This window comes from Burkholderia sp. LA-2-3-30-S1-D2 (assembly GCF_001523915.2).
Taxonomy (GTDB): domain Bacteria; phylum Pseudomonadota; class Gammaproteobacteria; order Burkholderiales; family Burkholderiaceae; genus Burkholderia; species Burkholderia diffusa.
Map to the genome: position 1 here is coordinate 2,297,314 of NZ_CP013384.1, position 24,347 is coordinate 2,321,660.

The 24,347-nt window shown below is 67.6% G+C and carries 22 protein-coding genes, 1 pseudogene and 1 riboswitch; of the genes and pseudogenes, 13 read left to right on the plus strand and 10 right to left on the minus strand.

Translation table 11 applies throughout. The annotated features are described in order from the left end of the window. Positions 1 to 48: 48 nt before the first annotated feature. On the plus strand, positions 49 to 390 hold the full coding sequence (locus WS66_RS33795) for a hypothetical protein (RefSeq protein WP_159086580.1): 342 nt from the start codon (positions 49 to 51) through the stop codon (positions 388 to 390). A 61-nt stretch (positions 391 to 451) separates the two neighbouring features. On the opposite strand, the gene lpdA is transcribed toward WS66_RS33795, so the two are convergent. The 6 genes from lpdA to WS66_RS23515 form a co-directional block, all read right to left on the minus strand. Continuing rightward, on the minus strand, positions 452 to 1,843 hold the full coding sequence (gene lpdA / locus WS66_RS23490; protein WP_059603490.1) for a dihydrolipoyl dehydrogenase: 1,392 nt from the start codon (positions 1,841 to 1,843) through the stop codon (positions 452 to 454). A 5-nt stretch (positions 1,844 to 1,848) separates the two neighbouring features. Beyond that, entirely contained in the window at positions 1,849 to 3,186 is a 1,338-nt protein-coding gene (locus tag WS66_RS23495) for a dihydrolipoamide acetyltransferase family protein (RefSeq protein WP_059603487.1), read from the minus strand. A 1-nt stretch (position 3,187) separates the two neighbouring features. Then, the gene (locus WS66_RS23500) at positions 3,188 to 4,231 is read right to left on the minus strand and encodes an alpha-ketoacid dehydrogenase subunit beta (RefSeq protein ID WP_059603485.1); all 1,044 of its coding nucleotides are present in this window, start codon (positions 4,229 to 4,231) and stop codon (positions 3,188 to 3,190) included. 2 nt (positions 4,232 to 4,233) lie between these two features. Continuing rightward, the gene (locus tag WS66_RS23505; RefSeq protein WP_059603482.1) at positions 4,234 to 5,466 is read right to left on the minus strand and encodes a 3-methyl-2-oxobutanoate dehydrogenase (2-methylpropanoyl-transferring) subunit alpha; all 1,233 of its coding nucleotides are present in this window, start codon (positions 5,464 to 5,466) and stop codon (positions 4,234 to 4,236) included. A 411-nt stretch (positions 5,467 to 5,877) separates the two neighbouring features. Next, on the minus strand, positions 5,878 to 6,504 hold the full coding sequence (locus WS66_RS23510; RefSeq protein ID WP_059603478.1) for a flavin reductase family protein: 627 nt from the start codon (positions 6,502 to 6,504) through the stop codon (positions 5,878 to 5,880). Between the two features lie 351 nt (positions 6,505 to 6,855). Further along, entirely contained in the window at positions 6,856 to 8,004 is a 1,149-nt protein-coding gene (locus WS66_RS23515) for a porin (protein WP_059603475.1), read from the minus strand. A 1,037-nt stretch (positions 8,005 to 9,041) separates the two neighbouring features. Here WS66_RS23515 and WS66_RS23525 point away from each other — a divergent pair. The 7 genes from WS66_RS23525 (at position 9,042) to WS66_RS23555 (ending at position 16,272) form a co-directional block, all read left to right on the plus strand. Continuing rightward, positions 9,042 to 10,067, plus strand: coding sequence for a LacI family DNA-binding transcriptional regulator (locus WS66_RS23525; RefSeq protein WP_059603472.1), 1,026 nt, complete (start codon positions 9,042 to 9,044; stop codon positions 10,065 to 10,067). A 64-nt stretch (positions 10,068 to 10,131) separates the two neighbouring features. Then, a complete protein-coding gene (locus WS66_RS23530; protein WP_059603467.1) occupies positions 10,132 to 11,160 on the plus strand; it encodes an ABC transporter substrate-binding protein in 1,029 nt (342 codons plus the stop codon). Positions 11,161 to 11,176: 16 nt separating this feature from the next. Continuing rightward, positions 11,177 to 12,001, plus strand: coding sequence for an ABC transporter permease (locus WS66_RS23535; protein ID WP_059603465.1), 825 nt, complete (start codon positions 11,177 to 11,179; stop codon positions 11,999 to 12,001). A gap of 10 nt (positions 12,002 to 12,011) precedes the next feature. After that, positions 12,012 to 12,908, plus strand: a complete 897-nt coding sequence (locus tag WS66_RS23540; protein ID WP_059603461.1) for an ABC transporter permease — start codon at positions 12,012 to 12,014, stop codon at positions 12,906 to 12,908. A 24-nt stretch (positions 12,909 to 12,932) separates the two neighbouring features. Beyond that, positions 12,933 to 13,964: an ABC transporter ATP-binding protein gene (locus WS66_RS23545; protein ID WP_059603459.1), complete on the plus strand. Its 1,032-nt coding sequence runs from the start codon at positions 12,933 to 12,935 to the stop codon at positions 13,962 to 13,964. A gap of 42 nt (positions 13,965 to 14,006) precedes the next feature. Further along, positions 14,007 to 14,831, plus strand: coding sequence for a phosphodiesterase (locus WS66_RS23550; RefSeq protein ID WP_059603455.1), 825 nt, complete (start codon positions 14,007 to 14,009; stop codon positions 14,829 to 14,831). Positions 14,832 to 15,072: 241 nt separating this feature from the next. Then, positions 15,073 to 16,272 (plus strand): MFS transporter, encoded by a 1,200-nt coding sequence (locus WS66_RS23555; protein ID WP_059603642.1) that lies wholly within the window; start codon positions 15,073 to 15,075, stop codon positions 16,270 to 16,272. A 21-nt stretch (positions 16,273 to 16,293) separates the two neighbouring features. Here WS66_RS23555 and WS66_RS23560 read toward each other — a convergent pair whose 3' ends face one another. Then, positions 16,294 to 17,475: an EamA family transporter gene (locus tag WS66_RS23560; protein ID WP_059603453.1), complete on the minus strand. Its 1,182-nt coding sequence runs from the start codon at positions 17,473 to 17,475 to the stop codon at positions 16,294 to 16,296. A gap of 430 nt (positions 17,476 to 17,905) precedes the next feature. Between WS66_RS23560 and WS66_RS23570 the strand changes: the two are divergent. After that, positions 17,906 to 18,055: pseudogene (locus WS66_RS23570) on the plus strand (XRE family transcriptional regulator); the annotation flags it as partial. A 53-nt stretch (positions 18,056 to 18,108) separates the two neighbouring features. Here the strand turns inward: WS66_RS23570 and WS66_RS23575 are convergent. From WS66_RS23575 to WS66_RS23585, 3 genes are all read right to left on the minus strand, one after another. Further along, a complete protein-coding gene (locus WS66_RS23575) occupies positions 18,109 to 18,897 on the minus strand; it encodes a molybdopterin-dependent oxidoreductase (RefSeq protein WP_059603447.1) in 789 nt (262 codons plus the stop codon). A 29-nt stretch (positions 18,898 to 18,926) separates the two neighbouring features. Next, positions 18,927 to 19,559 (minus strand): cytochrome b/b6 domain-containing protein, encoded by a 633-nt coding sequence (locus WS66_RS23580; RefSeq protein WP_059603445.1) that lies wholly within the window; start codon positions 19,557 to 19,559, stop codon positions 18,927 to 18,929. 88 nt (positions 19,560 to 19,647) lie between these two features. Beyond that, positions 19,648 to 19,899, minus strand: a complete 252-nt coding sequence (locus tag WS66_RS23585) for a pentapeptide MXKDX repeat protein (protein WP_059603444.1) — start codon at positions 19,897 to 19,899, stop codon at positions 19,648 to 19,650. A gap of 269 nt (positions 19,900 to 20,168) precedes the next feature. Next, positions 20,169 to 20,285, plus strand: a riboswitch (TPP riboswitch). Between the two features lie 124 nt (positions 20,286 to 20,409). Here WS66_RS23585 and thiC point away from each other — a divergent pair. From thiC to WS66_RS23605, 4 genes are all read left to right on the plus strand, one after another. Further along, positions 20,410 to 22,341 carry a phosphomethylpyrimidine synthase ThiC gene (thiC, locus tag WS66_RS23590; RefSeq protein WP_059603441.1) on the plus strand — a complete coding sequence of 644 codons (1,932 nt, stop codon included), beginning with the start codon at positions 20,410 to 20,412 and terminating at the stop codon, positions 22,339 to 22,341. Positions 22,342 to 22,596: 255 nt separating this feature from the next. Continuing rightward, positions 22,597 to 22,812 carry a glycine zipper 2TM domain-containing protein gene (locus WS66_RS23595; RefSeq protein WP_059449419.1) on the plus strand — a complete coding sequence of 72 codons (216 nt, stop codon included), beginning with the start codon at positions 22,597 to 22,599 and terminating at the stop codon, positions 22,810 to 22,812. A 210-nt stretch (positions 22,813 to 23,022) separates the two neighbouring features. After that, positions 23,023 to 23,271 (plus strand): hypothetical protein, encoded by a 249-nt coding sequence (locus tag WS66_RS23600; protein WP_059603438.1) that lies wholly within the window; start codon positions 23,023 to 23,025, stop codon positions 23,269 to 23,271. Between the two features lie 138 nt (positions 23,272 to 23,409). After that, positions 23,410 to 24,336 (plus strand): DMT family transporter, encoded by a 927-nt coding sequence (locus tag WS66_RS23605; protein ID WP_059603435.1) that lies wholly within the window; start codon positions 23,410 to 23,412, stop codon positions 24,334 to 24,336. Positions 24,337 to 24,347 lie beyond the last annotated feature (11 nt).

The window sequence follows — 24,347 nt, forward strand, 5'->3', positions numbered from 1 at the left end:
GGCAAGTCATTCCGTGTGAGGCCGGTGAATCGGCGTGGAACCGACACGATGAACGGTCCGCGCGGGAGGGTCAACCGCAACCCGCATCCCGCCCGCTACGAGCGCGTTCCCGCCAGCCACGACACGCTCGGCGCGACGCTGGTCCAGCGCTTGTGCGCCTGCGAGAGCGGCGACATGTCGCTGAACCCCGGTTCCGCCGCGATTTTCCTTGATCGACAACCGCCCTTCGGCGACCAGCGCCTGCGCGTGCGTCTTGCGCACCGCATTCGAGATGTCGCCGAAGCATGCGCCCTCTTCCTGCAGCCGGCGCGTGAGCCTGTGCTCGCTCGTGTTCAGCAGCGTCGCGATGCTCTTCAGCTGCGGTGGGCGGTCGAACGGCCGCGCCCGTAACCGCACACAAAAAAGCCCCGCAGTGGCGGGGCTTCGATCGATATGAGCAACGACGCGGAGATCACACATGCAACGCATGCCCCAGCGCGCGCAACGCCGCCTCCTGCATCGCTTCGCCGAGCGTCGGATGCGCGTGGATCGTGCCTCCGATGTCTTCGAGCCGCGCGCCCATCTCGAGGGACTGCGAAAACGCCGCGGCCAGTTCCGACACACCGCGCCCGACCGCCTGCCAGCCGACGATCAGATGCGTGTCGCGCCGCGCGACGACGCGCACGAAGCCATCGGTCGCCTGCAGCGTCATCGCGCGGCCGTTCGCCGCGAACGGGAACGACGCGCTGATGCAGTCGACGCCGGCCGCCTTCGCGTCGTCGGGCGACCAGCCGGACGTGACGACCTCGGGATCGGTGAAGCACACGGCCGGGATCGATGCCGGCGTGAACTTGCGGCGGCGTCCGGCGATCAGCTCGGCCACCATCTCGCCCTGCGCCATCGCGCGATGCGCGAGCATCGGCTCGCCGGCGACGTCGCCGATCGCCCATACGTTGCGCATCGACGTCCTGCATTCGTCATCGATGCGCAGCGCGCGGCCATTGCGATCGAGCGGCAGCGATTCGAGCCCGAAGCCGTCGACGCGCGGCCGGCGGCCGACCGCGACCAGCACGCGATCGGCCGGCAGCGTCTTCTCCGCGCCGTCGGGTGCCTGCACGCGCACCGCGCCGTCGCTCGCGAGGCCCAGCACCTTGTGGCCCAGCCAGAGCCCGACACCGAGCCGCGCGAGCGAATCGGCGACCGGCTTCGCGAGTTCCGCGTCGTATGCGGGCAGCACGCGTTCGGCTACCTCGACGATGCCGACGTCGACGCCGAGCTTGCGATAGACGAATCCGAGTTCGAGCCCGATGTACCCGGCGCCGACGACGATCAGCCGCTTCGGCAACGACGCGGGCGACAGCGCCTGGGTCGACGACACGACGTGGCCGCCGAACGGCATCGACGGCAGCGCGACCGGTTCCGAACCCGACGCGAGCAACAGGTGCTCGCATGCGAGCCGCGTCGTGTGGTCGCCGGTGACGACGTCGACTGTCTTGCCGTCGACGACGCGTGCATCGCCGTGCAACACGCGCACGCCGTGCTTCTTCAGCAGCGCGCCGACGCCGCGCGTGAGCCGCTCGACGATGCCGTCCTTCCACGCGACGCTTTTCGCGATGTCGATCTCCGGCGTGCGCACGCGAATCCCGAGCATCCCGTCGCCGGCCTGCCCGCACGCCTGCTCGAACGCATCGGCGACATGGATCAGCGCCTTCGACGGAATGCAGCCGATGTTCAGGCACGTGCCGCCGAGCCGTTCGCGCTCGACCAGCACCGTCGGAATGCCGAGCTGCCCCGCGCGAATCGCAGCGACGTAGCCGCCCGGCCCGCCGCCGATCACGAGCAACGTGGTGTGTTCGTTCTTCATCGCGCTCACTCCACGAACAGCAGCGCCGGACGCTCGAGCAACCCGCGCAAGGCCTGGATGAATTCGGCCGCATCCGCGCCGTCGACGACGCGATGGTCGAACGACGACGACAGGTTCATCATCTTGCGCGCGACGATCGCGCCGTCGCGGATCATCGGCCGCTCGACGATCCGGTTCACGCCGACGATTGCGACCTCGGGATGATTGATGACCGGCGTCGACACGATGCCGCCAAGCGCACCCAGGCTCGAGATCGTGATCGTCGAGCCGGTCAGTTCGTCGCGCTGCGCGCGGTTCGCGCGCACCGCGTCGGCGAGCCGCGCGATTTCCGCCGAGATCGACCACACGTCGCGCGCTTCCGCGTGACGCAGGACCGGCACCGTGAGACCGCCGTCCGTCTGCGTCGCGACGCCCACGTGCACCGCGCCGTAGCGCGTGACCACACCGGCTTCGTCGTCGTAGCGCGCGTTGATCTGCGGGAAGTCGCGCAGCGCGATCGCCATCGCGCGAATCAGCAGCGGCAGCGGCGTGAGCCGGCCGCGCGTGTCGCCGTGGCGCCGGTTCAGCTCGGCGCGCAGCGATTCGAGCTCGGTGACGTCGAGCTCCTCGACGTAGCTGAAGTGCGGAATGCGGCGCTTCGCTTCCTGCATCTTGCGCGCGATCGCGCGCCGCAGGCCGATCACCGGCACGTCGGTTTCGTCGTTGCGCTCGTCGTAGCCGCGCGCCTGGGATCCGCGCGGCGCGCCGCCGCCCGTGCGTGCGTACGCATCGAGGTCCGCATGCAGGATCCGCCCGGCTTCGCCGGTGCCGCGCACGTAGCGCAGCTCGATGCCCATGTCCCATGCGCGCTGGCGCACCGCCGGCGACGCGAGCGGCCGTTCGCCCGGCGCGAGCGCCGCGCGCGGCGGCACCGCGTGTTCCGCGCGGCCCGGCTCGGCCGGCACGCGGGACGCGGCAGGCGGCGTCGCCGTCGGTGACGCATGTGTTTCGGATCCCTCAGCGATGGACGACGGCTCCGCACGCACATCGACCGCCGCCGGAGGCTGCGTCACCTCCGCGCCGGCATCGCGCGCCTTCGCGGCCGGCTTCAGGTTGCCGTCGCCTTCGACTTCGAGACGAATCAACTCGCTGCCGACCGCCATCATCTCGCCGATTCGCCCGCCAAGCTCCAGCACCTTGCCGGCCACCGGCGACGGAATCTCCACCGCCGCCTTGTCGGTCATCACATCGGCGAGCGGCTGGTCTTCGGCGATCGTCTGCCCCGGTTGCACGTGCCAGGCCACCAGCTCGACCTCGGCAATCCCTTCGCCGATATCCGGCATCTTGATGACATGAATCCCCATCTCAGGCCTCCATCACGCGTCGCAACGCTTCGCCGACCCGCGCCGGGCCGGGGAAATACGCCCATTCCTGCGCGTGCGGATACGGCGTGTCCCAGCCGGTCGTCCGCTCGATCGGCGCTTCCAGATGGTAGAAGCAGTGCTCCTGGACGAGCGACACCAGTTCCGCGCCGTAGCCGCAGGTGCGCGTCGCTTCGTGCACCACCACGCAGCGGCCGGTCTTGCGCACCGACGCGACGATCGTGTCGAGATCGACCGGCCACAGCGTGCGCAGGTCGATCACTTCCGCATCGATGCCGGTCTCCTCGGCGGCGGCCAGCGACACGTGCACGGTCGTGCCGTACGTCAGCACCGTCAAGTCGTTGCCGGGCCGCACGACGGCAGCCGTATCGAGCGGCACCGTGTAATAGCCTTCCGGCACCGCGCTGCCCGGATGCTTGAGCCACGACGTGACGGGACGCTCGTGATGGCCGTCGAACGGCCCGTTGTACAGGCGTTTCGGTTCGAGGAAGATCACCGGATCGTCGTTCTCGATCGAGGCGATCAGGAGTCCTTTCGCGTCGTACGGATTCGACGGCATCACCGTACGCAATCCGCAGACCTGCGTGAACATCGCCTCCGGGCTCTGGCTGTGCGTCTGGCCGCCGTAGATGCCGCCGCCGCACGGCATCCGGATCGTCATCGGCGCCGTGAACTGGCCCGCGGAGCGGTAGCGCAGCCGCGCGCCTTCCGACACGATCTGGTCGGACGCCGGATAGAAGTAGTCCGCGAACTGGATCTCGCAGACCGGCCGCAATCCATACGCGCCCATCCCGACCGCGGCGCCGACGATCCCGCCTTCCGAGATCGGCGTATCGAACACGCGCGACTTGCCGTACTTGGCCTGCAGCCCCTCGGTGCAGCGGAACACGCCGCCGAAGTAGCCGACGTCCTGCCCGAACACGACCACGTCGTCGTCGCGGCCGAGCATCACGTCCATCGCGGAGCGCAGCGCCTGGATCATCGTCATCGGCTGCGCCGATGCCGTCGTCGTTTCATGTTGCGCCATGATCAGGCTCCCAGTTCCTGGCGCTGACGGCGCAGATGCGCGGGCAGCTCCTTGTACACGTCGTCGAACATCGAGGCCGGCGACGGAATCCGGTCGTCGGCCAGCGTCCCGAACTTCTCCGCTTCCTTCTGCGCGGCCATCACCTCGGCCTCCAGCTCGGCCGTGAGCGCGTCGTGCGCGCTGTCCGACCAGATGCCCTTCGCGATCAGGTGCTGCTTGAAGCGGGCGATCGGATCGCCGAGCGGAAAATGTGCCCAGTCGTCGCTCGGCCGGTATTTGGTCGGATCGTCCGACGTCGAGTGCGCGCCGGCGCGATAGGTCACCCACTCGATCAGCGTCGGGCCGAGATTACGGCGCGCGCGTTCGGCCGCCCAAGTCGATGCCGCGTAGATCGCGAGGAAGTCGTTGCCGTCGACGCGCAGCGAAGCGATGCCGCAGCCGACGCCGCGCCCGGCGAACGTCGTGCCCTCGCCGCCCGCGATCGCCTGGAACGTCGAGATCGCCCACTGGTTGTTGACGACGTTCAGCACGACCGGCGCGCGATACACGTGCGCGAACGTCAGCGCGGTGTGAAAGTCGGATTCCGCGGTCGCGCCGTCGCCGATCCATGCGGACGAGATCTTCGTGTCGCCCTTGATCGCCGACGCCATCGCCCAGCCGACCGCCTGGATGAACTGCGTCGCCAGATTGCCCGAGATCGAGAAGAAGCCGGCTTCGCGGTCCGAATACATGACCGGAAGCTGGCGCCCCTTCAGCGGATCGCCTTCGTTCGACATCAACTGGCAGATCATCCGTTCGAGCGACACGTCGCGCGCAATCAGGATGCTTTGCTGGCGGTAAGTCGGGAAGCACATGTCACCGTGACGCAGCGCCATCGCATGCGCGGCGCCGATCGCCTCTTCACCGAGGCTCACCATGTAGAAGGAGATCTTCTTCTGACGCTGCGCGATCATCATGCGCGCGTCGAAGATGCGGGTCTTGAGCATCGCTCGCATCCCCGCGATCAGGCGCGCATCGTCGAGGTCCGGCGCCCACGGGCCGAGGGCTTCGCCGTGGTCGTCGAGCACGCGCACCAGGCTGCGGGCGAGGTGGGCGGTATCCGCCGGCGCAACGTCGATCGGCGGGCGGCGAACCGCGCCGGCCGGCGATAGATGCAGATAGGAAAAATCCGTCTTGCAGCCCGGACGCCCGGTGGGCTCCGGCACATGCAGACGCAATGGCTCTGACAGGCTCATGGTGTCGTCTCCACGCTCGATTGTGTCTCACGCTGATGGAAACGCGCGGCCGGTTGCCGGCTCACGCGCGAGCTGGCGCACGGATAAGCACGCCAACCTTGGAAATTTATGCCTTATGGCGCGAAACGTCGATGGCCAACCCGCTCGTTGCGGGTGAGCAGATTTGCCATGGCGGGGTCGATGGACGATCGATGCTGGCGGCGGCGTGAACGCACGCCGCCCGTGCTGCACTGCGTCAACGGCCGGTGGAGCGTGCGTATCGAGGCCGGACCGATCGGCACACCGCGGTCATATCGGAAGATCCGAAGCAAAAGACCCCGCGAAATCCTGGATCCCGGCGGGGTCTCGGTGCGTCGGGGCGCTTGCGCGCCAGCTCGGCCGGCTGGCCGGCTGGCCCCGGCGGGCGATGAATCACGCGTCGGGGCGCGCGATGTCGAAGCGGCTGCCGGGCGTCACGTGCACGTAGGCCGATGGGCCGCCGGCGCGCAGGATGATGCCCGCGCCGAACGTGTCGAAGATGCCGTCCTTCAGCAGGTCATGACGGATATGCACGGCGATGACCTCGCCGAGCACCAGCGTCGCCGGGGTCTCGACGCCGCGGTGATCGCGCAGCCGGATCACGTCGGTCACCTTGCATTCGAAGTTCACGCCACTTTCCGCCACGCGCGGCACGTCGACGAGGCGCGACGCAATCGCGGTCAGGCCGCCGAGTTCGAATTCGTTGACGCCATACGGCACCGCGGCACAGGTCTGGTTCATCCGCTCGGCAAGGTCGCGCGTCGCGAGGTTCCAGACGAACTCGCCGGTTTCCTGCACGTTGCGCAGGCTGTCCTTCGCGGCGGTGCTCGAAAAGCCGATGATCGGCGGACGATAGTTGAACGCGTTGAAGAAGCTGTACGGCGCGAGGTTGAGCGTGCCGTCGGCGCCTCGGGATGAAATCCAGCCGATCGGGCGCGGACCCACGATTGCGTTCAGCGGGTCGTGCGGCAGCCCGTGGCCTTGCGACGGTTCGTAATAGTGGTAGTTCGAATCGGTCATGGCGGATCGTGTTGCGACAGGCAAATGGTGTTGAAAGCGCTCGGCGCAGGTGCGTGTGCGTGTGCCGGTGAAGCACATGCGTGCGGCGCGACGTGTGTTCCAAGTATCACACGGCCTCACGTTCGTCGCAGCGAAGCTGCACCGCGGGCAGCGTCGCAACGCCGATGCGGGCGGCGCGCACAATGAAAAACCCGCGAGTGCATGGCATCTCGCGGGTCTTATCGAGGCCGGCCTCCACACGATCCACCTCTCCGGCACCACTGCAAGAGGAGAACGGCCCGCGATCCTTCACGCTATCGCGTGCGGGCCGATGCGGTGGGTGGCGAACGGTGCCCGCGAACAGCAGCCGTGTCAGAAATGATGCAGTAGCGCGACACGCACGACGTACTGGTTCGGGCTCGACGAGATGTCGGTCGCGCCCGGAACGTACGCGTAGTCGAAGTCGGTCCCGGTGTGTGCGTTCATTGCATGCTGATAGACCCCTTCCACGAATACCGACGTGCGCTTCGACATGTCGTAATTCAACTTCGTGCTCAACTGATGCCACTTCGGATTGAACGAGCCGACCGTCGAGGCGACACGGGCCTGCGTATAGGTGTAAGCCGCGCCGAGGTACAACGCGGGCGTGAAATGATAGAGCCCGTTGACCTCGAAGTTATCGAATTTCCACGCGTTCCATGTGCCGCCGGCCGGCTGCGTCGTCCCGGTGAAATACGCATTGGACGTCGGATCGTACACATCCACGTGCGAGTATGTGAACCCGACGAGCGCATTCGCAAACGCGTAGTTCACGCCGATGCCGATGTTCTGCTGCGACGACGCATCGAACGTGTTGTCGCCGGTGATCGCGCCGGTCGTATCGCCATTGTGTGCGTTGTTGATCTTCAAATACGACGCGCCGACCGTCAGCCCGCCCTGCTGGTACTGCAGCGCGGCGCCATACAGACGATTGTTCGCAAAGCCGCCCGCCTGATTACTGAATCCGTACATGGCTTCCGCGGTAATCCCGTGCCACACCGGCGACACGTACTTCACCGAATTGTTCACCCGGAACGAGTAATCGGTGTTGTCGTTGTCGTAGGGATGCGCAAACAGATAGCCCGTCCAGTTTCCGTTCGCGGTGAGCGGCGAGAAAATGTCGACGCTCGGATCGTACTGGCGGCCGAACGTCACGGTGCCGTAACGCTCCGACGCGATGCCGACGAAAGCCTGACGGCCGAATTCCCGGCCGCCCTGGCTCATTTTCCCGTTGTTGACGTCGAAACCGCTCTCGAGCGTGAAGATGGCCTGGTAGCCTCCGCCGAGGTCCTCTGTACCCCTGATGCCCCAGCGGCTGCCGTAATCGTAGCCGCTTTGCAGTTGCACGGTACCGTGGCCGCGTGCGTTGCTCGTGTAGTTGATACCGTCCTCGATCTTGCCGTAGAGCGTCACGCTGCTTTGCGCATGCGCGGCGGTGGCAAGCAACGCGGCGGGCACGATGATCCCCCAACGCTTGTTCATGATGATTTACCCCCCAAGGTCTCTCGTTTGCTGGTCGCAAGGCTTGCGCGCTGCGAATGCGTGCCGCGTCGATGTATCCCGCGATGCGACGGGCGCAGTGTAATGAGCCGTTTTTCTACTGTTAGTGACCGGCAGCGGAAAGGTGCTCTCCGGAACGGAGACTATTTTTCGGCACGGAAACCGGATAGCAGGGTGGTAAAGACCACTTCACCGGGGGCGACGACGTGCGACGCGTAACAGCCCGTACCCATACGCCGGCATACACCCGCATGCCCTCGGACGTGAATGGCACTCGAGCAGTGCCTGAAAACAAAAAACCCGCGAGAAACGTGTTTCTCGCGGGTCTTCTGAACTTCATGGCATCGCATTGAAGCGAATCTGGTGCCGGGGACCGGACTTGAACCGGCAAGCCAATCAAGGCGGCGGATTTTCGTCACACTGCTTCTTTCAAAGCCGGCTGCGTCGAAACGAAGCCGTTTGTGCGCTGGACTATGCCTTCGCCGTCGCGCGCGGGCGTGATCGCCGCCCGTGCGCCTTAGGCGCCCCCCGTCTAGTCTCTACACCTTCCTCGCTTGAGCTGTACCGCGAGGCTTGGCTCGGCGTTGCCTCGATGCGCGCATCAGGGGTTTCGCCGAATTTGAAGGGTTCTGCACCGACCGTTTCCGGCCGGGCACTCAATCGTTTAAGTCCGCTATGTTTACCAATTTCATCACCCCGGCAAAAGGGCGGACGCGATTCTACCATTGCTTGCACATGCGTTAGCGGATTCACGCGCATTGCATCGCGACGCAGCATGTCGGCCCGCACCGTCCGCGCCCCGATCTATCCGCCGTCATCGACATCGACGCGACACCTTCATCGATTTCGCCCCGCGCCGCAGCATCCGCCGATACAATCGAATCCGCCCCGCTCGCCGGGCGCCAAACGTCAGATGTTTGTGTCGTGCTGCTCGCGAAACAGACGTCTCGCGCGTCATCGCGAAGTCACAAACGTTTTCGATAATTCCCCTGCCGAAAACGTTTACATCGCGTAACTTCATGACCCCGACCATCAAGGACGTCGCCGCGCTCGCCGGCTTCTCGATCGCCACCGTCTCGCGCGCGATCAACGCGCCGCACACCGTCAGCCCCGCCACGCTGGCGACGATCCGCACCGCCATCGACACGCTGCAGTTCCGCCCGAGCCCGCTCGGCCGGCAGTTGCGCGGCGAGCGCACGCGGCTCGTCGGCGTCGTCGTGCCGACGCTGTCGAACCCGGTCTTCGCCGACTGCCTGCAGGGCATCGACGAACTCGCGACCGCGGCCGGCTTCAAGCTGATCCTGATGACGACCGAATACGATGCGGCGCGCGAGCGCCATGCGATCGAGACGCTGCGCGAGCAGCGCGTCGAGGGGCTGATCCTGACCGTCGCCGATGCGGACACGCATCCGCTGCTCGACATGCTCGACCGCGACGGCCCGCATTACGTGCTGATGCACAACGACACGCAACGCCGCCCGTCGGTGTCGGTCGACAACCGCCGCGCCGCCTATGACGGCGTCCGTCTGCTGACCGCGCGCGGTCATCGCCGCGTGCTGATGCTGGCCGGCTCGCTCGCCGCGTCGGATCGCGCACGCCAGCGCCATCTCGGCTACGCGCAGGCACTCGAGGAAGCCGGCGTCGCAACGCTGCCGCCGGTCGAAGTCGACTTCAACGCGGCCGAGTTGCCCGACGCGGTGCTCGCGCACCTCACCGCGCAGGCCACGCGCCCGACCGCCCTCTTCTGCAGCAACGACCTGCTCGCGATGGTCGTCATGCGCGGCCTGCGCCGCGCGGGCTTCTCGATTCCCGACGACCTGTCGGTGCTCGGCTTCGACGGCATCGCGATCGGCGAGTTGCTCGCGCCGCCGCTCGCGAGCGTCGCGACGCCGAACCAGGACATCGGCCGCCATGCATGGCGGCGTCTCGTCGAATGCATCGCCGGCGCGACGATCGAGCGCACGTCGCTGATCCTGCCGCATACCGTGCGCGACGGCGCGACGGTCGCGCCGCCGGCCGCCGACCTTCAGTTGCACCAGGCCTGAACGCACGCGCCGCGCCATCGCGCACGGCGCGGCGACATACCCTTACCCTGCCCGGAGACCCACCGTGTCCTTTCGCCTGACCTCGCTGCTGCGCGTGCTCGCGGCACCCCTCGCCTGCGCCGCGCTCGTCGCGTTCGCACCCGCCGCCCACGCCGACGAAACCGCGATCTGCTACAACTGCCCGCCCGAATGGGCAGACTGGGCCGCGCAGATCGCGGCGATCAAGCAGAAGACCGGCATCCGCGTGCCGTTCGACAACAAGAACTCGGGCCAGGCGATCGCGCAGCTGATCGCCGAGCAGAAGAGCCCGGTCGCCGACGTCGTCTATCTCGGCGTGTCGTCGGCGTTCCAGGCGAAGGACAAGGACGTGATCGCGCCGTACAAGCCCGCGCACTGGAACGACATCCCCGCGAACCTGAAAGACCCGCAGGGCTACTGGTTCGCGATCCACTCGGGCACGCTCGGCTTCTTCGTGAACAAGGACGCGCTCGAGGGCAAGCCGGTTCCGCGCTCGTGGGCCGACCTGCTGAAGCCCGAATACAAGGGGATGGTCGGCTACCTCGATCCGTCGAGCGCGTTCGTCGGCTATGCGGGCGCGGTCGCCGTCAACCAGGCGCTCGGCGGCAGCCTCGACAACTTCAAGCCGGCGCTCGACTGGTTCCGCAAGCTGAAGGCCAACGCGCCTATCGTGCCGAAGCAGACCGCTTATGCGCGCGTGCTGTCCGGCGAGATTCCGATCCTGCTCGACTACGACTTCGACGCGTATCGCGCGAAGTACAAGGATCACGCGAACGTCGAGTTCGTGATTCCGAAGGAAGGCACGATCGCGGTGCCGTATGTGATGAGCCTCGTCAAGGGTGCGCCGCACGATGCGAACGGCAGGAAGGTGCTCGACTTCGTGCTGTCCGACGAAGGCCAGAAGCTGTGGGCCAACGCATACCTGCGTCCGGTGCGCGCGCAGACGCTCGGCGCCGACGTCGCCGCGAAGTTCCTGCCGGCGAGCGAATATGCGCGGGCGAAATCGGTCGACTTCGGCAAGATGGCCGCCGGTCAGCAGGCGTTCGGCCAACAATATCTGCAGGTGATGCAGTAAGCGCCGGACTCAAACCATGCTCGACCTGACTTTCCCGCTGCGCTGGCGCGTCGCGCTCGTCGCGCCGGCGCTCGCGGTGTTCGCCGCGTTCTGGCTGCTGCCGATGGCGGCACTCGTGCAGGTGTCCGCCGACGGCGCGTTCTTCACGCAGTACGCGACGCTGCTCGGCAACGCGCGTTACATGAAGAGCCTCGGCGAAACGGTTGCGTTGTCGGCCGGCGTCACGCTCGCGACGCTCGCGCTGTCGACGATCTCGGGCCTGCTGCTGGCGCGCCGCGAATTCGCCGGCAAGCGCGTGCTGCTCGCGCTGCTCACCTTTCCGCTCGCGTTCCCGGGCGTCGTGGTCGGCTTCATGGTGATCATGCTCGCCGGCCGGCAAGGGCTGATCGGGATGCTGTCCGCGAAGCTGACCGGCGACAAGTGGGTGTTCGCGTATTCGGTTGCGGGGCTGTTCGTCGGCTACCTGTACTTCTCGATTCCGCGCGTGATCGTCACGGTGATCGCGGCCGCGTCGAAGCTCGACGCGTCGCTCGAGGAAGCCGCGCGCTCGCTTGGCGCATCGCCGTGGCGCATCTTCGTCGACATCGTGCTGCCGGCGCTCGCGCCAGGCCTGATCGCGGCCGGCGCGATCTGCTTCGCGACCGCGATGGGCGCGTTCGGCACCGCCTTCACGCTCGCCACCGACCTGAACGTACTGCCGATGACGATCTACACCGAATTCACGCTGAACGCGAACATCGCGACGGCGGCCGGCCTGTCGATCGTGCTCGGCATCGTCACCTGGGCCGTGCTCGCGCTCGCGCGCCGGTTCACCGGCCACACCGCCGCCGCCGCGGCCTGAGGATTTCTTCATGCAATCGCTTTCCGGTTCGTCGGCGCCGTCGCCGGCACCCGCCCCGTCGCATGCAAACGGCGCCGCACGGCGAGCGCCGCGCGTGTCGGGCGCGCGTGCGATCGCCGCGCTGCAATGGGGCGTCACGCTGCTGCTGTGCGCGTTCCTGATCGTGCCCGTCGTGATGTCGGTGCTCGCGGGCCTCACCGTCAACTATTTCCGCGGGCTGTCGAGCGGCCTCACGCTGCGCTGGCTCGAACAGGTGTGGCAGCAATACCAGGGTTCGGTCGCGCTGTCGCTCGGCGTCGCGTTCGCGACACTCGCGATCGTGCTCGTCGTCGGCGTGCCGGCCGGCTATGCGCTCGCACGCAGCAAGAACCGCGTCGCCCGCGTGATCGAGGAAGCGCTCGTGCTGCCGGTCGCGCTGCCGGGCCTCGCCTCGGCGCTCGCGCTGCTGGTCGTGTACGGCGGCTTCACCGCGTTCCGGATGAGCCTGTGGTTCATCGTCGTCGGCCACGTCGTGTTCACGCTGCCGTTCATGGTGCGCGCGGTCGCGGCGGTTGCCGCCGGTGCCGACCTGCGCACGCTCGAGGAAGGCGCGGCGAGCCTCGGCGCGTCGTTCGTCACGCGCTTCGTCACGATCGTGCTGCCGAACCTGCGCCCCGGCATCGTCGCGGGCGCGCTCGCGGTGCTCACGCTGTCGATCGGCGAATTCAACCTGACGTGGATGCTGCATACGCCCGACACGAAGACATTGCCCGTCGGGCTCGCCGACACCTACGCATCGCTGCGCCTCGAGGTCGGCAGCGCCTACACGATCGTGTTCCTGCTGATGACGCTGCCGCTTCTCGTCGCGATGCAGTGGCTCGGCGTCGATCCGTCCGGCACGCGCGCGCTGAAGCGTCGCCCGCGCTGACCCTGCGTTGACTTTCCCGCTCCCATGAAACTCGATTCCACTCCCATCACCCTGACCCGCTGCGCGAAGACGTTCCGCGGCACGCGCGTGCTCGAACCGCTCGACCTGTCGATCGGCGCGGGCGAGACGCTCGTGCTGCTCGGCCCGTCGGGCTGCGGCAAGACGACGACGTTGCGCCTGATCGCCGGCCTCGACACGCCGGACGCCGGCGGCACGATCCTGTTCGGCGGCGACGACGTGACCGCGCTTCCGATCGAGCGCCGCCAGGTCGGCATGGTGTTCCAGAACTACGCGCTGTTCCCGAACCTGACGGTGCGCGGCAACGTCGGCTACGGACTGAAGATCCGCAAGACGGAGCCGCGCGCGCTGCGCGAACGCGTCGACGAATTGCTCGCGATGATGCGGCTCGACGCGCATGCGGACAAACCGGTCGATCAGTTGTCGGGCGGCCAGCGCCAGCGTGTCGCGCTGGCGCGCGCGCTCGCGGTGCGCCCGCGCGTGCTGCTGCTCGACGAGCCGCTGACCGCGCTCGACGCGAAGCTGCGCGACGTGCTGCGCCGCGAGATGAATACGCTGCTGCGCGACCTCGGTGTAACGACCGTGTACGTCACGCACGACCAGGCCGAGGCGATGGAGCTCGGCGACCGGATCGTCGTGATGGGCGCGGGCCGCATCGAGCAGATCGGCACGCCGCGCGACATCTATTACCGGCCGGCGAACCGCACGGTCGCGCAGTTCATCGGCACGCTGAACCGGCTTGCGGGACAATGGCGGGACGGCGCGCTCGTGACGACCGGTGGCTCGATCGTCACGCCGCACGCCGCCGACGAGTGGTTCTTCCGCCCGGAGGATGCGCAGCTCGCCGATCCCGCGCATGCGCCGCTGCGCGGCGCGATCGGCGCGTGCGCGTTCCTTGGCGAGCGCACGCGGCTCACGATCGAGCATGCGGCGCCCGACGCGCTCGTCATCGACGTGCCGGGCCGCATCGAGCTCGCGCGCGGCACGGCGGTCGGCCTCGCGATCGCGGCGGAGGGCCTGATCGCACTCGCCGCGTGAGTAACACCGCCCAACGATAACCAGACATTCCGAGGAACGACGATGCTGCTTGCTCAAATCAGCGATCTCCACATCAAGCGTCCGGGCCAGCTCGCGTACCGGCGCGTCGACACCGCCGCCGCGCTCGCACGCTGCATCGCGAAGCTCAACGCGCTGGTGCCGCGTCCCGACGCGGTGCTCGTCACGGGCGACCTGACCGACTTCGGCCACGACGACGAATACCGCCATCTGCGCGACCTGCTCGCGCCGCTCGAGATTCCGTATTACCTGATGGTCGGCAATCACGACGATCGCGCGGGGCTGCGCCGCGCGTTCGCCGATCGCCCCGAATTGCAGGACGGCGAATTCGTGCAGTACGCACTCGACGTCGGCGCCGTGCGCGTGCTCGCGCTCGATTCGCAGGTGCCAGGCGCCAGCCACGGCGACCTGTGCGACGCGCGGCTCGCGTGGCTCGCCGCGCAGCTCGACGCCGCGCGCGACCGGCCGGTGATCGTCGCGCTGCACCATCCGCCGTTCGCATCCGGGATCGGGCACATGGACGCGCTGCGCCTCGCGCCCGCCGCCGCCGCGAAACTCGATGCGCTGCTGCGCGGCCATCCGAACGTGGAACGCGTGCTGTGCGGCCACGTGCACCGGACGATGTTCACGCGCTTTGGCGGCACGCTTGCGTCGGCCGTGCCGGCGCCCGCGCACCAGGTCGCGTTCGACCTGCGCGCGGACGCGCCGTCCGCGTTCCGGCTCGAGCCGCCCGCGTTCGCGGTCCACGTGCTTACGCCGGAAGGGGGAATGATGTCCCATCACGTGTACGTGGACGAAGGCGACGGGCCTTATCCGTTCTATGAACCGAGCGGCGAACTGGTCGACTGAAGGCGCGCGTCGCTCGCGATGACGGGCGGCTGCGGGCGGTCGCGGCCCGTTCGGCGGATCGCGACCGATAGCGACCGATAGCGACTGAAAGCGGCCCGTCACGCCCTGGCCGTGCCGCCCGATCGCCTGGCGGCACGGCCGGCAGGATTCACCGTGCTCCGGTATGATCGGCACCCTCGATCGGCGCGCGGCCGACGCCGTGCCGCGCGCCCACGCCGCCCAACTTCGTTCCGTTGCCGCCATGTCCGCCGCCTCCACCGATCGTCCGACCGACGCCGCCTCGCCCCACTATTCGCGCAGCCTGCTGTTGCTGCTCGCGACGATCGCGGGCGTATCGGTCGCGAACATCTATTACAACCAGCCGCTACTCGACAGCTTCCGCTCGGCCTTTCCCGACGGCGCGTCATGGATCGGCGCGGTGCCGACCGCGACGCAGCTCGGCTACGCGGCCGGCATGTTCCTGCTCGCGCCGCTCGGCGACCGTTTCGATCGCCGCGGGCTGATCCTGATGCAGATCGCGGGCCTGTCGATCGCGCTGATCGTGGCCGCGACCGCGCCATCGCTGGCGGTGCTCGCCGGCGCGAGCCTCGCGATCGGCGTGCTCGCGACGATCGCGCAGCAGGCCGTGCCGTTCGCGGCCGAAATCGCGCCGCCGGCCGAGCGCGGGCATGCGGTCGGCACCGTGATGAGCGGCCTGCTGCTCGGCATCCTGCTGGCGCGCACGGCGGCCGGCTTCGTCGCCGAATATTTCGGCTGGCGGGCGGTGTTCGGTGCATCGGTCGCAGCGCTCGTCGCGCTGGCCGCGGTGATCGTGCTGCGACTGCCGCGCAGTTCGCCGACGTCGACGCTGCCGTACGGCAAGCTGCTCGGTTCGATGTGGCACCTCGTGGTCGAACTGCGCGGGCTGCGCGAGGCATCGCTGACCGGCGCCGCGCTGTTCGCCGCGTTCAGCGCGTTCTGGCCGGTGCTCACGCTGCTGCTCGCCGGCGCGCCGTTCCACCTCGGCCCGCAGGCCGCAGGTCTCTTCGGGATCGTCGGCGCGGCAGGTGCGCTGGCCGCGCCATACGCGGGACGTTTCGCGGACAAGCGCGGCCCGCGCGCGATCATCTCGCTCGCGATCGCACTGCTCGCGGCGTCGTTCGTGATTTTCGCGCTGTCGGGGACGAGCCTCGTCGGGCTCGTGATCGGCGTGATCGTGCTGGATGTCGGCGTGCAGGCCGCGCAGATCTCGAACCAGTCGCGCATCTATGCGCTGAAGCCCGAGGCGCGCAGCCGCGTGAACACCGTGTACATGGTGTGCTACTTCATTGGCGGCGCGCTCGGCTCGTCGGCCGGCGTCGCCGCGTGGCACGCGTTCGGCTGGACCGGCATGTGCGCGGCCGGCCTGCTGTTTGCCGCGCTCGCCGGCTGGTCCCACCATCGCGGCGCACGGCACGGCTGAACGCCGCCCCGCGCGCCGGCGTCACGCGTCGGCGCGAGACGCGGCCGGTTCGTCGGCCGGTGGAAGCGTGAATGCCGGGGCGGGATCCATGACCGCAGCCGGGTCCACGACGGCAGCCGGTACCGGCACCGCGAGCGATACCGCGGAAGGCGCGAGGATCGGTGCCGGGTCCGGCATCGCGGCCTGATCCGGTGCGGACGCCGCACCCGCCGCCGATTCGACGGCCACGGTTGCCGCGGCCGATGAAGCGTCGGCCGCCGCGCGCGCCGCGGGCCGGCGCGCCGGATCGAACACGAACGACAGCCCGACGCTGCCGAGAATCGCGACGGTCGCGACCACGGTCGCCGTCGTCACGGGCTCGCCGAGCATCAGCGCGCCGAGCGCGACCGCGACGATCGGGTTCACGTACATGCAGCTGCTCGCGATGATCGGGCTCGTATGGCGAATCAGGTAGCCGTACGCGACGTACGCGGCCATCGTGCAGAACACCATCAGGTAGACGAACGCGAACACCGGACCGACCGCGACCTGCTCGATGCGCTCGCCCATCAGCCACGCGGCGATCGTGGACATCAACCCGCCCAGGCCGATCTGCAGCGATGTCGACAGAAACAGGTCCGACGGCAGCTTGAGCCGCGTCGCGAGATGCGCGCCGCCCGCCCAGAACAGCGCGCCGGCGAGCACGCAGATCGTGCCGAGCGCCGAGTTCGCGGCGGCCGCACCGCCCGAATTCAGCACGACGATGCCGACCATCCCGAGCGCGACGGCCGCCCACTCGCCCTTCGTCACCGGACGCCCGGCGACCGCCGCGATCACGGTCGCGAAAAGCGGCACGGTCGCGACCATCACCGCGGCCGAGCCGCTGCTGACCGTGCGCATCCCGAGCGCGATGGTGCCGGACGACAGCGCGACCAGCATCGTGCCGACGATCGCCGAGTTGCGGATTTCCAGCAGCGTCGGCCATTCGGGCTTGCGACGCAGCGCGAAGATGAACAGACCGATCCCGCCGAGCAGGTTGCGCAGGCCCGACAGCAGCAGCGGCGGGAACGACTGCAGCGCGAAATGCAGGCCGCTGTAGGTCGAGCCCCAGACGAAATAGATGAATACCAGGGCCAGAGCGACACGGCCGCCGCGGCTTTGCGGCAGACGGATCCGGATCGGCAGGCGGGCAAGGAAATCGAGGAGGCGGTCGAGCGGCGTCATCGTTCAGCCCGCCCGCACGACGTGTCGCGTGCTCCGCTGAAAGACGCCGGCAATGCCGGCAAACGGCCCCGACGGGACCAGGAAGGCGGAGACGAACGTGCGGAACGACATGGCAGTGCGAACGGCGACGAATAAGGACCGGCAAGCGGCGGCAGAGGGTCGAAAACACGCGCGCAGACGGCTTTGGCCGCGCACGCTCGGCATTATGGCATCAAGGATTCGAAAGCATCATCGGACCCGTCTGAAAGGATATCGACTGACGTTTCGGCGCGACATTTTTCGGCATCCGGACGAACGGGAATCCGGGGCCGGATATGCGCTGCACGGACGTCGCGCGGGCCGCACGGCGCTATCGTGCGTTGACGATCGGGAAGAAACGATGACCGACGGATGCGATACGCATGTCCGTGACGCCAGCGAGGGCCAGCCGGCCGAAGCCGCGAAGCAGTTGGATGTCACTCAGCCGCGCGGGTCCGATCTGCTGCGCGGCAAGATGAACCTGTTCGGGTTCGACGCGCTCGTGAGCATGGCGGCGGCGGTCGGCCTGCGCGTCGATCCGCAGGTACGCGAATCCGCCTGACGCACCCGTGAAGCACCCGTGAAGCACGGCGGTGCGGGGCCGCGCCCCGCCGCTCACGATCCGCCGAACCAGTTGTACCCCTGATCGACCCAGTAGCCGCCCGGGTAGGTATCGGTCACGAAGATTTCCATGATGTGCTTCGGATTCTTGTAGCCGAGCTTGGTCGGCATCCGCAGCTTCATCGGAAAGCCGAATTCTGGCGGCAGGCGACGGCCGTCGTAGTCGAATGCGAGCAGCGTCTGCGGATGCAGCGCGGTGGGCATGTCGATGCTTTCGTAGTAATCGTCCGCGCATTTGAAGCCGACGTATTTCGCGTGCGTATCGGCGCCGACGCGTGCCAGAAACGCGCCGAACGGCGTGCCGCCCCAGCGGCCGATCGCGCTCCACCCTTCCACGCAGATGTGCCGCGTGATCTGCTCCGCGTGCGGCAGCGCATACAGCTCGTCGAGCGTCCACACGCGCTTGCCCGTCACCCGGCCCGACAGCACGAGCTGGTACGTCGATGCGTCGACGTGCGGCACGTCGTCGATGCCGTAATACGCGTTGAACGGGAACGGCCGCGTGATGTCGGCCTCGGTATAGGTCGGCGCGAGCCGCTCGCCGCTGAACAGCCAGGCCTGCACGCGATCGTTCATGCGCGACACCTTCTCGAGGAACGCGTTGACCGATGCGTCGTCCTGCAGCGTGCAGCCGGTCAGCATCGTCAGGCCGCCGAGCGTCAGCACGCGCCGGTTGAAGAGGCGCCGCGACGGCATCTCGAGTTCGCGGCGCACATCGAGCTCGAGCGACTTGCGGTCGAGCGTCCAGCTCGGCTGACCGCGGTTGTTTCCGGATTCCGACATGATGGGTTCCTTCGCCCGCGGCGTGCGGGTCAGCGACCGCGCAGCATCGCGAGCAGCGAGCGCGGCACCAGCAGCGCCATCGCGACGTGTACGACGAAAAATGCGACGAGCAGCGACATCGCCCAGAAGTGCACGACGCGCGCGTTGTCGTAACCGCCGAACAACTCGCGCAGCAGCGGAAACTGCACGGACTTCCAGATCGTGAGCCCCGACAGCACCAGCACGAGCAGATCGACGATCGCGGTCAGGTACGCGGCACGCTGCACCGCGTTGTAGACGCTCAGGTCGTCGTGCGACAACCGGCCGCCCAGCGCCGCGCGCACGTCGCGCCATATCGACGCCGGCGTGACGGGCAGCATCTTGCGCGCGAGGCGGCCCGTCGCGATCGACATCGCGAGGTAGAACAGCCCGTTGCAGACCAGCAGCCACATCGCCGCGAAATGCCATTGGAGCGCGCCGCCCAGCCAGCCGCCGAGCGTGATGCCGTGCGCGAACGTGAACGGCGGATAGATCGGCGACGCATCGTAGATGCGCCACCCGGACAGTGCCATCAGGATCGCCGCGAGCGCGTTGAGCCAGTGGCTCACGCGCACCCACAGCGGATGAATCTTGCGGGCGGGCGGCGTGGCTGCCGTGCGCCCGGCAGCGGGAACGGTTTGCATGATGAAGACTCCCGAAACGTTGCGGCGGTGCGCGATGCGCGGGCGGCCTCGTGTACCGCATGCGCAGGCCGCGCCCCGCCCGCGTCGGTCAGTTCGACGGTGCCATCTTGTCGCCCGACATCGACTTGCCCATCGCGTCGTGCGACATCGCGTCCTTCTTCATCGCGTGCTTCTTCATGGCGCCTTTCTTCATCGCCCCATCCTTCGCCATCGCGTCGTGGCCCATCGCATCCTTCGACATCGACGAGCCTTCCTTCGACATCGCGTCGTTCTGCGCATACGCACCCGTTGCGGCCATGGCGAAACCGGCGACACACGCTGCGATCAGTACTTTTTTCATGACATCTCTCCGAAACATGGGTTTGAGGAGACGAATAGACGGAGGACGTCGCGGGATATGACAGCCGTTTCGAAAATATTTTTTTGGGGCTGCCAGAAGTGCCGCAATGCTGCGCCGCGCCGTCGTTGTCAGCCGGGCTGCAGGGCCGTGCGGCGGTGTCATGCATCGCGGCTTGCGCGGCTGGCGCGCCGCCCGTAATGCTGCAACTGCACCGCGGCAACCGATCTGCCACCGGTTGAAACCGCCGCGAAGCCAGTGTATCGTGTGCGCTGCTAACGCGGGGGTCCTGCAATGCGTTCGGTCAAACAACCGGCATTGCGGGTGAGAAATACCCTTTGAACCTGATCTGGATAATGCCAGCGCAGGGAAGCGTACGGATTTCGCCGCCATCCTTCTGACGAAATCCGCCGCCTCACCAAGCCTCGTCTCCTGCTTAGCTCGAGCCCCACATTCGTCAAGGGCTCCGGGCAAGCGCCGTGGCGCCTGTCCGGCGCTCACACAGGAGATTGCATGAACGCCAATCCGAAGTTTCTGTCCGCGGACGCCCATGTCGACGCCGCTGCCGTCGCCCCGCTGCCCAATTCGCGAAAGGTTTATGTAACCGGCTCGCAGCCCGACATCCGCGTGCCGATGCGTGAAATCACGCAGGCCGACACCCCGACCGGCTTCGGCGGCGAAAAGAACCCGCCGATCTACGTGTACGACACGTCGGGCCCCTACACCGATCCGGACGCGAAGATCGACATCCGCGCCGGCCTGCCGGCACTGCGCCAGCGCTGGATCGAAGCGCGCGGCGACACCGAGGTGCTCGACGGCCTGTCGAGCCGGTACGGCCTCGAGCGCGCGGCCGACCCGGCCACCGCCGACCTGCGTTTCCCGGGCCTGCACCGCAACCCGCGCCGCGCGCAAGCCGGCAAGAACGTCACGCAGATGCACTACGCGCGCCAGGGCATCATCACGCCGGAAATGGAATACATCGCGATCCGCGAGAACCAGCGTCGCGCCGAGTACATCGAGAGCCTGAAGTCGAGCGGCCCGAACGGCGCGAAGCTCGCCGCGATGATGGGCCGCCAGCACCCGGGCCAGGCGTTCGGCGCCGCGGCCTTCGGCGCGAACGCGCTCGCCGAGATCACCCCCGAGTTCGTGCGCGACGAAGTTGCGCGCGGCCGCGCGATCATCCCCGCGAACATCAACCACCCGGAATCCGAGCCGATGATCATCGGCCGCAACTTCCTCGTGAAGATCAACGCGAACATCGGCAACTCGGCCGTCACGTCGTCGATCGGCGAGGAAGTCGACAAGATGACGTGGGCGATCCGCTGGGGCGGCGACACGGTGATGGACCTGTCGACCGGCAAGCACATCCACGAAACGCGCGAGTGGATCATCCGCAACAGCCCGGTGCCGATCGGCACGGTGCCGATCTACCAGGCGCTGGAAAAGGTCAACGGCAAGGCGGAGGACCTGACCTGGGAAATCTTCCGCGACACGCTGATCGAGCAGGCCGAGCAAGGCGTCGACTACTTCACGATCCACGCGGGCGTGCGCCTGCAGTACGTGCCGCTCACCGCGAACCGGATGACGGGCATCGTGTCGCGCGGCGGCTCGATCATGGCGAAGTGGTGCCTCGCGCATCACAAGGAAAGCTTCCTGTACGAACACTTCGAAGAGATCTGCGAGATCATGAAGGCGTACGACGTGAGCTTCTCCCTCGGTGACGGCCTGCGTCCCGGCTCGATCTACGACGCGAACGACGAAGCGCAGCTCGGCGAACTGAAGACGCTCGGCGAGCTCACGCAGATCGCGTGGAAGCACGACGTGCAGGTGATGATCGAAGGCCCCGGCCACGTGCCGATGCAGTTGATCAAGGAGAACATGGATCTCCAGCTCGACTGGTGCAAGGAAGCGCCGTTCTATACGCTCGGGCCGCTGACCACCGACATCGCACCGGGCTACGACCACATCACGTCGGGCATCGGCGCCGCGATGATCGGCTGGTTCGGCACCGCGATGCTGTGCTACGTGACGCCGAAGGAGCACCTCGGGCTGCCGAACAAGGACGACGTGAAGGAAGGGATCATCACGTACAAGCTCGCCGCGCACGCGGCCGACCTGGCCAAGGGTCACCCCGGCGCGCAGGTGCGCGACAACGCGCTGTCGAAGGCGCGTTTCGAGTTCCGCTGGGAAGACCAGTTCAACATCGGCCTCGACCCGGACAAGGCGCGCGAATTCCACGACGAGACGCTGCCGAAGGATTCGGCGAAGGTCGCGCACTTCTGCTCGATGTGCGGCCCGCACTTCTGCTCGATGAAGATCACGCAGGACGTGCGCGAGTTCGCGGCGCAGCAGGGCGTGTCGGAAACCGAGGCGCTGAAGAAGGGGATGGAAGTCAAGGCGGTCGAGTTCGTGAAGACCGGCGCCGAGATCTATCACCGTCAGTAAGTCGGCAAGCGAACGCGGCGGTCCGCACGGACCGCTTCGCTTCGTGAAGCACGGCAGAAAGCCCGCTTTCGAGCGGGCTTTTTTGCGCGCACGCATCCCGTGTACCCGCCGGCGCACGGGAAACAATTGATTACGAAACCGCTCGAGCCTTAACAAGTCCTTACAACCGCCGCGCGGAACGACGCGTAGATTGATTGCATGCGCGGCCGTCAGGCGGTCGCGCGACCTCCGTTCACTACCACAAGGACAACGATCATGAACCATTCGATTCGGCGTTTTGGGGTATGCGCGCTGCTCGTCGCGACGGTGGCCAGCCTCTCGGCCTGTGATTCGATGACACGACGCCAGCGCGATACCGCGATTGGTGCGGGTGTCGGCGGCGTCGCCGGCGCGGCGATCGGCGGCAACGCGCTGTCGACGCTGGGCGGCGCGGCAGCCGGCGGCATCATCGGCAACCAGGTCGGCAAATAAGCCGGCCGGCTTATCCGGCTGCCGCGCGACGCGCGGCAAGCTCCGGCCTGACGGCGTTTCCGCACGGCGGAAACGCCGTTTTTCACATGCGGCGCCGCAACACGCCGCAGCGGCCCGGAAATGATCCGTTACCGTTTAGCGCATCTTGTCATCCCCGGGCGGCCTAAGCTTTAAGCATCTGCCGATTGCCGGCTCCGCCGGAGAGACATCATGAACAGGACCCTCGTCGCCGCGGCGCTCGCGTGCACGACGCTCGCCGGCTGTTACTACCCTTACGGCTACTATCCGTCCGGCTATTACACGGCGGCGCCGGTGCAGCCCGCGCCCGTCTATGTCGATCCGGGCCCCGCGTACTACTATCCGGCCCCCGCCTATGCCCCGGCCTGGGGTGGCTACTGGGGCCCCGCGGTGTCGCTCAATTTCGGCTTCGGTGGACGCGGCGGCTGGCGCCATCATTGAACGGCCGCCCAGGCCGGCCGGTTCGCGTCGGGGGCGAGCGGATTTCCCGGTTCTTGCCATTTCATCCGATCGTGAAACGATGGCACGGGAGCGCGGTGTAAGATTCTCCGCATCCCGTCCCCTCGCCCGCCTCGCTCGATGTCACCCAAGAACGCCTTTCTGCTGACCGTCCTCGCTGCCCTGTGGGGCGCGTCGTTCCTGTTCATCCGGATCGGCGTCGCCGACTTCGGTGTCGCGCCGCTGATGGCGCTGCGCGTGGGAATCGGCGCGCTGTTTCTCGCAGGCTTCGCACTGACGCGCTTCAAGCCCGCCGAGCTCGGCGCGCAGCTACGCCGTCGCGCGTGGCCATTGTTCGTCGTTGGCGCGCTGAACTCGGGCATCCCGTTCTGCCTGTTCGCGTTCGCCGAACTGACGCTGTCGGCCGGCGTGACGTCGGTGATCAACGCGACGACGCCGCTGTGGGGCGCGCTCGTCGCCTATGTTTGGCTGAAGGACAAGCTGTCGCTGCCGCGCGCGCTCGGCCTCGTGATCGGCTTTGCTGGCGTCCTCACGCTCGTGTGGGATCAGATCGCGAACGCGCACGGCAGCACCGGCGCGAACGCGACCGCCCTCGCCGCCGCCGCCGCGCTCGGCGCGACGCTGCTGTACGGCATCGCGGCCAACTACACGAAACGCGCACTCAGCGGCGTCGATCCGCTCGTCAACGCGACCGGCAGCATGATCGGCTCGACCGTGCTGCTGCTGCCGTTCGCGATCGCGACCTGGCCCGCGGCAGCCGTGGGCGCGCATGCATGGGGCGCCGTGCTCGCGCTCGGCATCGCCTGCACGGGGATCGCGTATTTCATCTTCTTCTACCTGATCGCGCATGTCGGCCCGGCCCGCGCGATTACGGTGACGTTCGTGATCCCGGTGTTCGGCCTGCTATGGGGCGCGCTGTTCCTCGGTGAACACGTATCGGTCGTGATGATCGAAGGCTGCGCGATCGTGCTCGTCGGCACCGCGCTTGCCACCGGCGTGATCAAGCGGATTCCCGGGCTCCGCCCGCGCGGCGGCGAAGCAGCCTGAGCGGCGGGCAG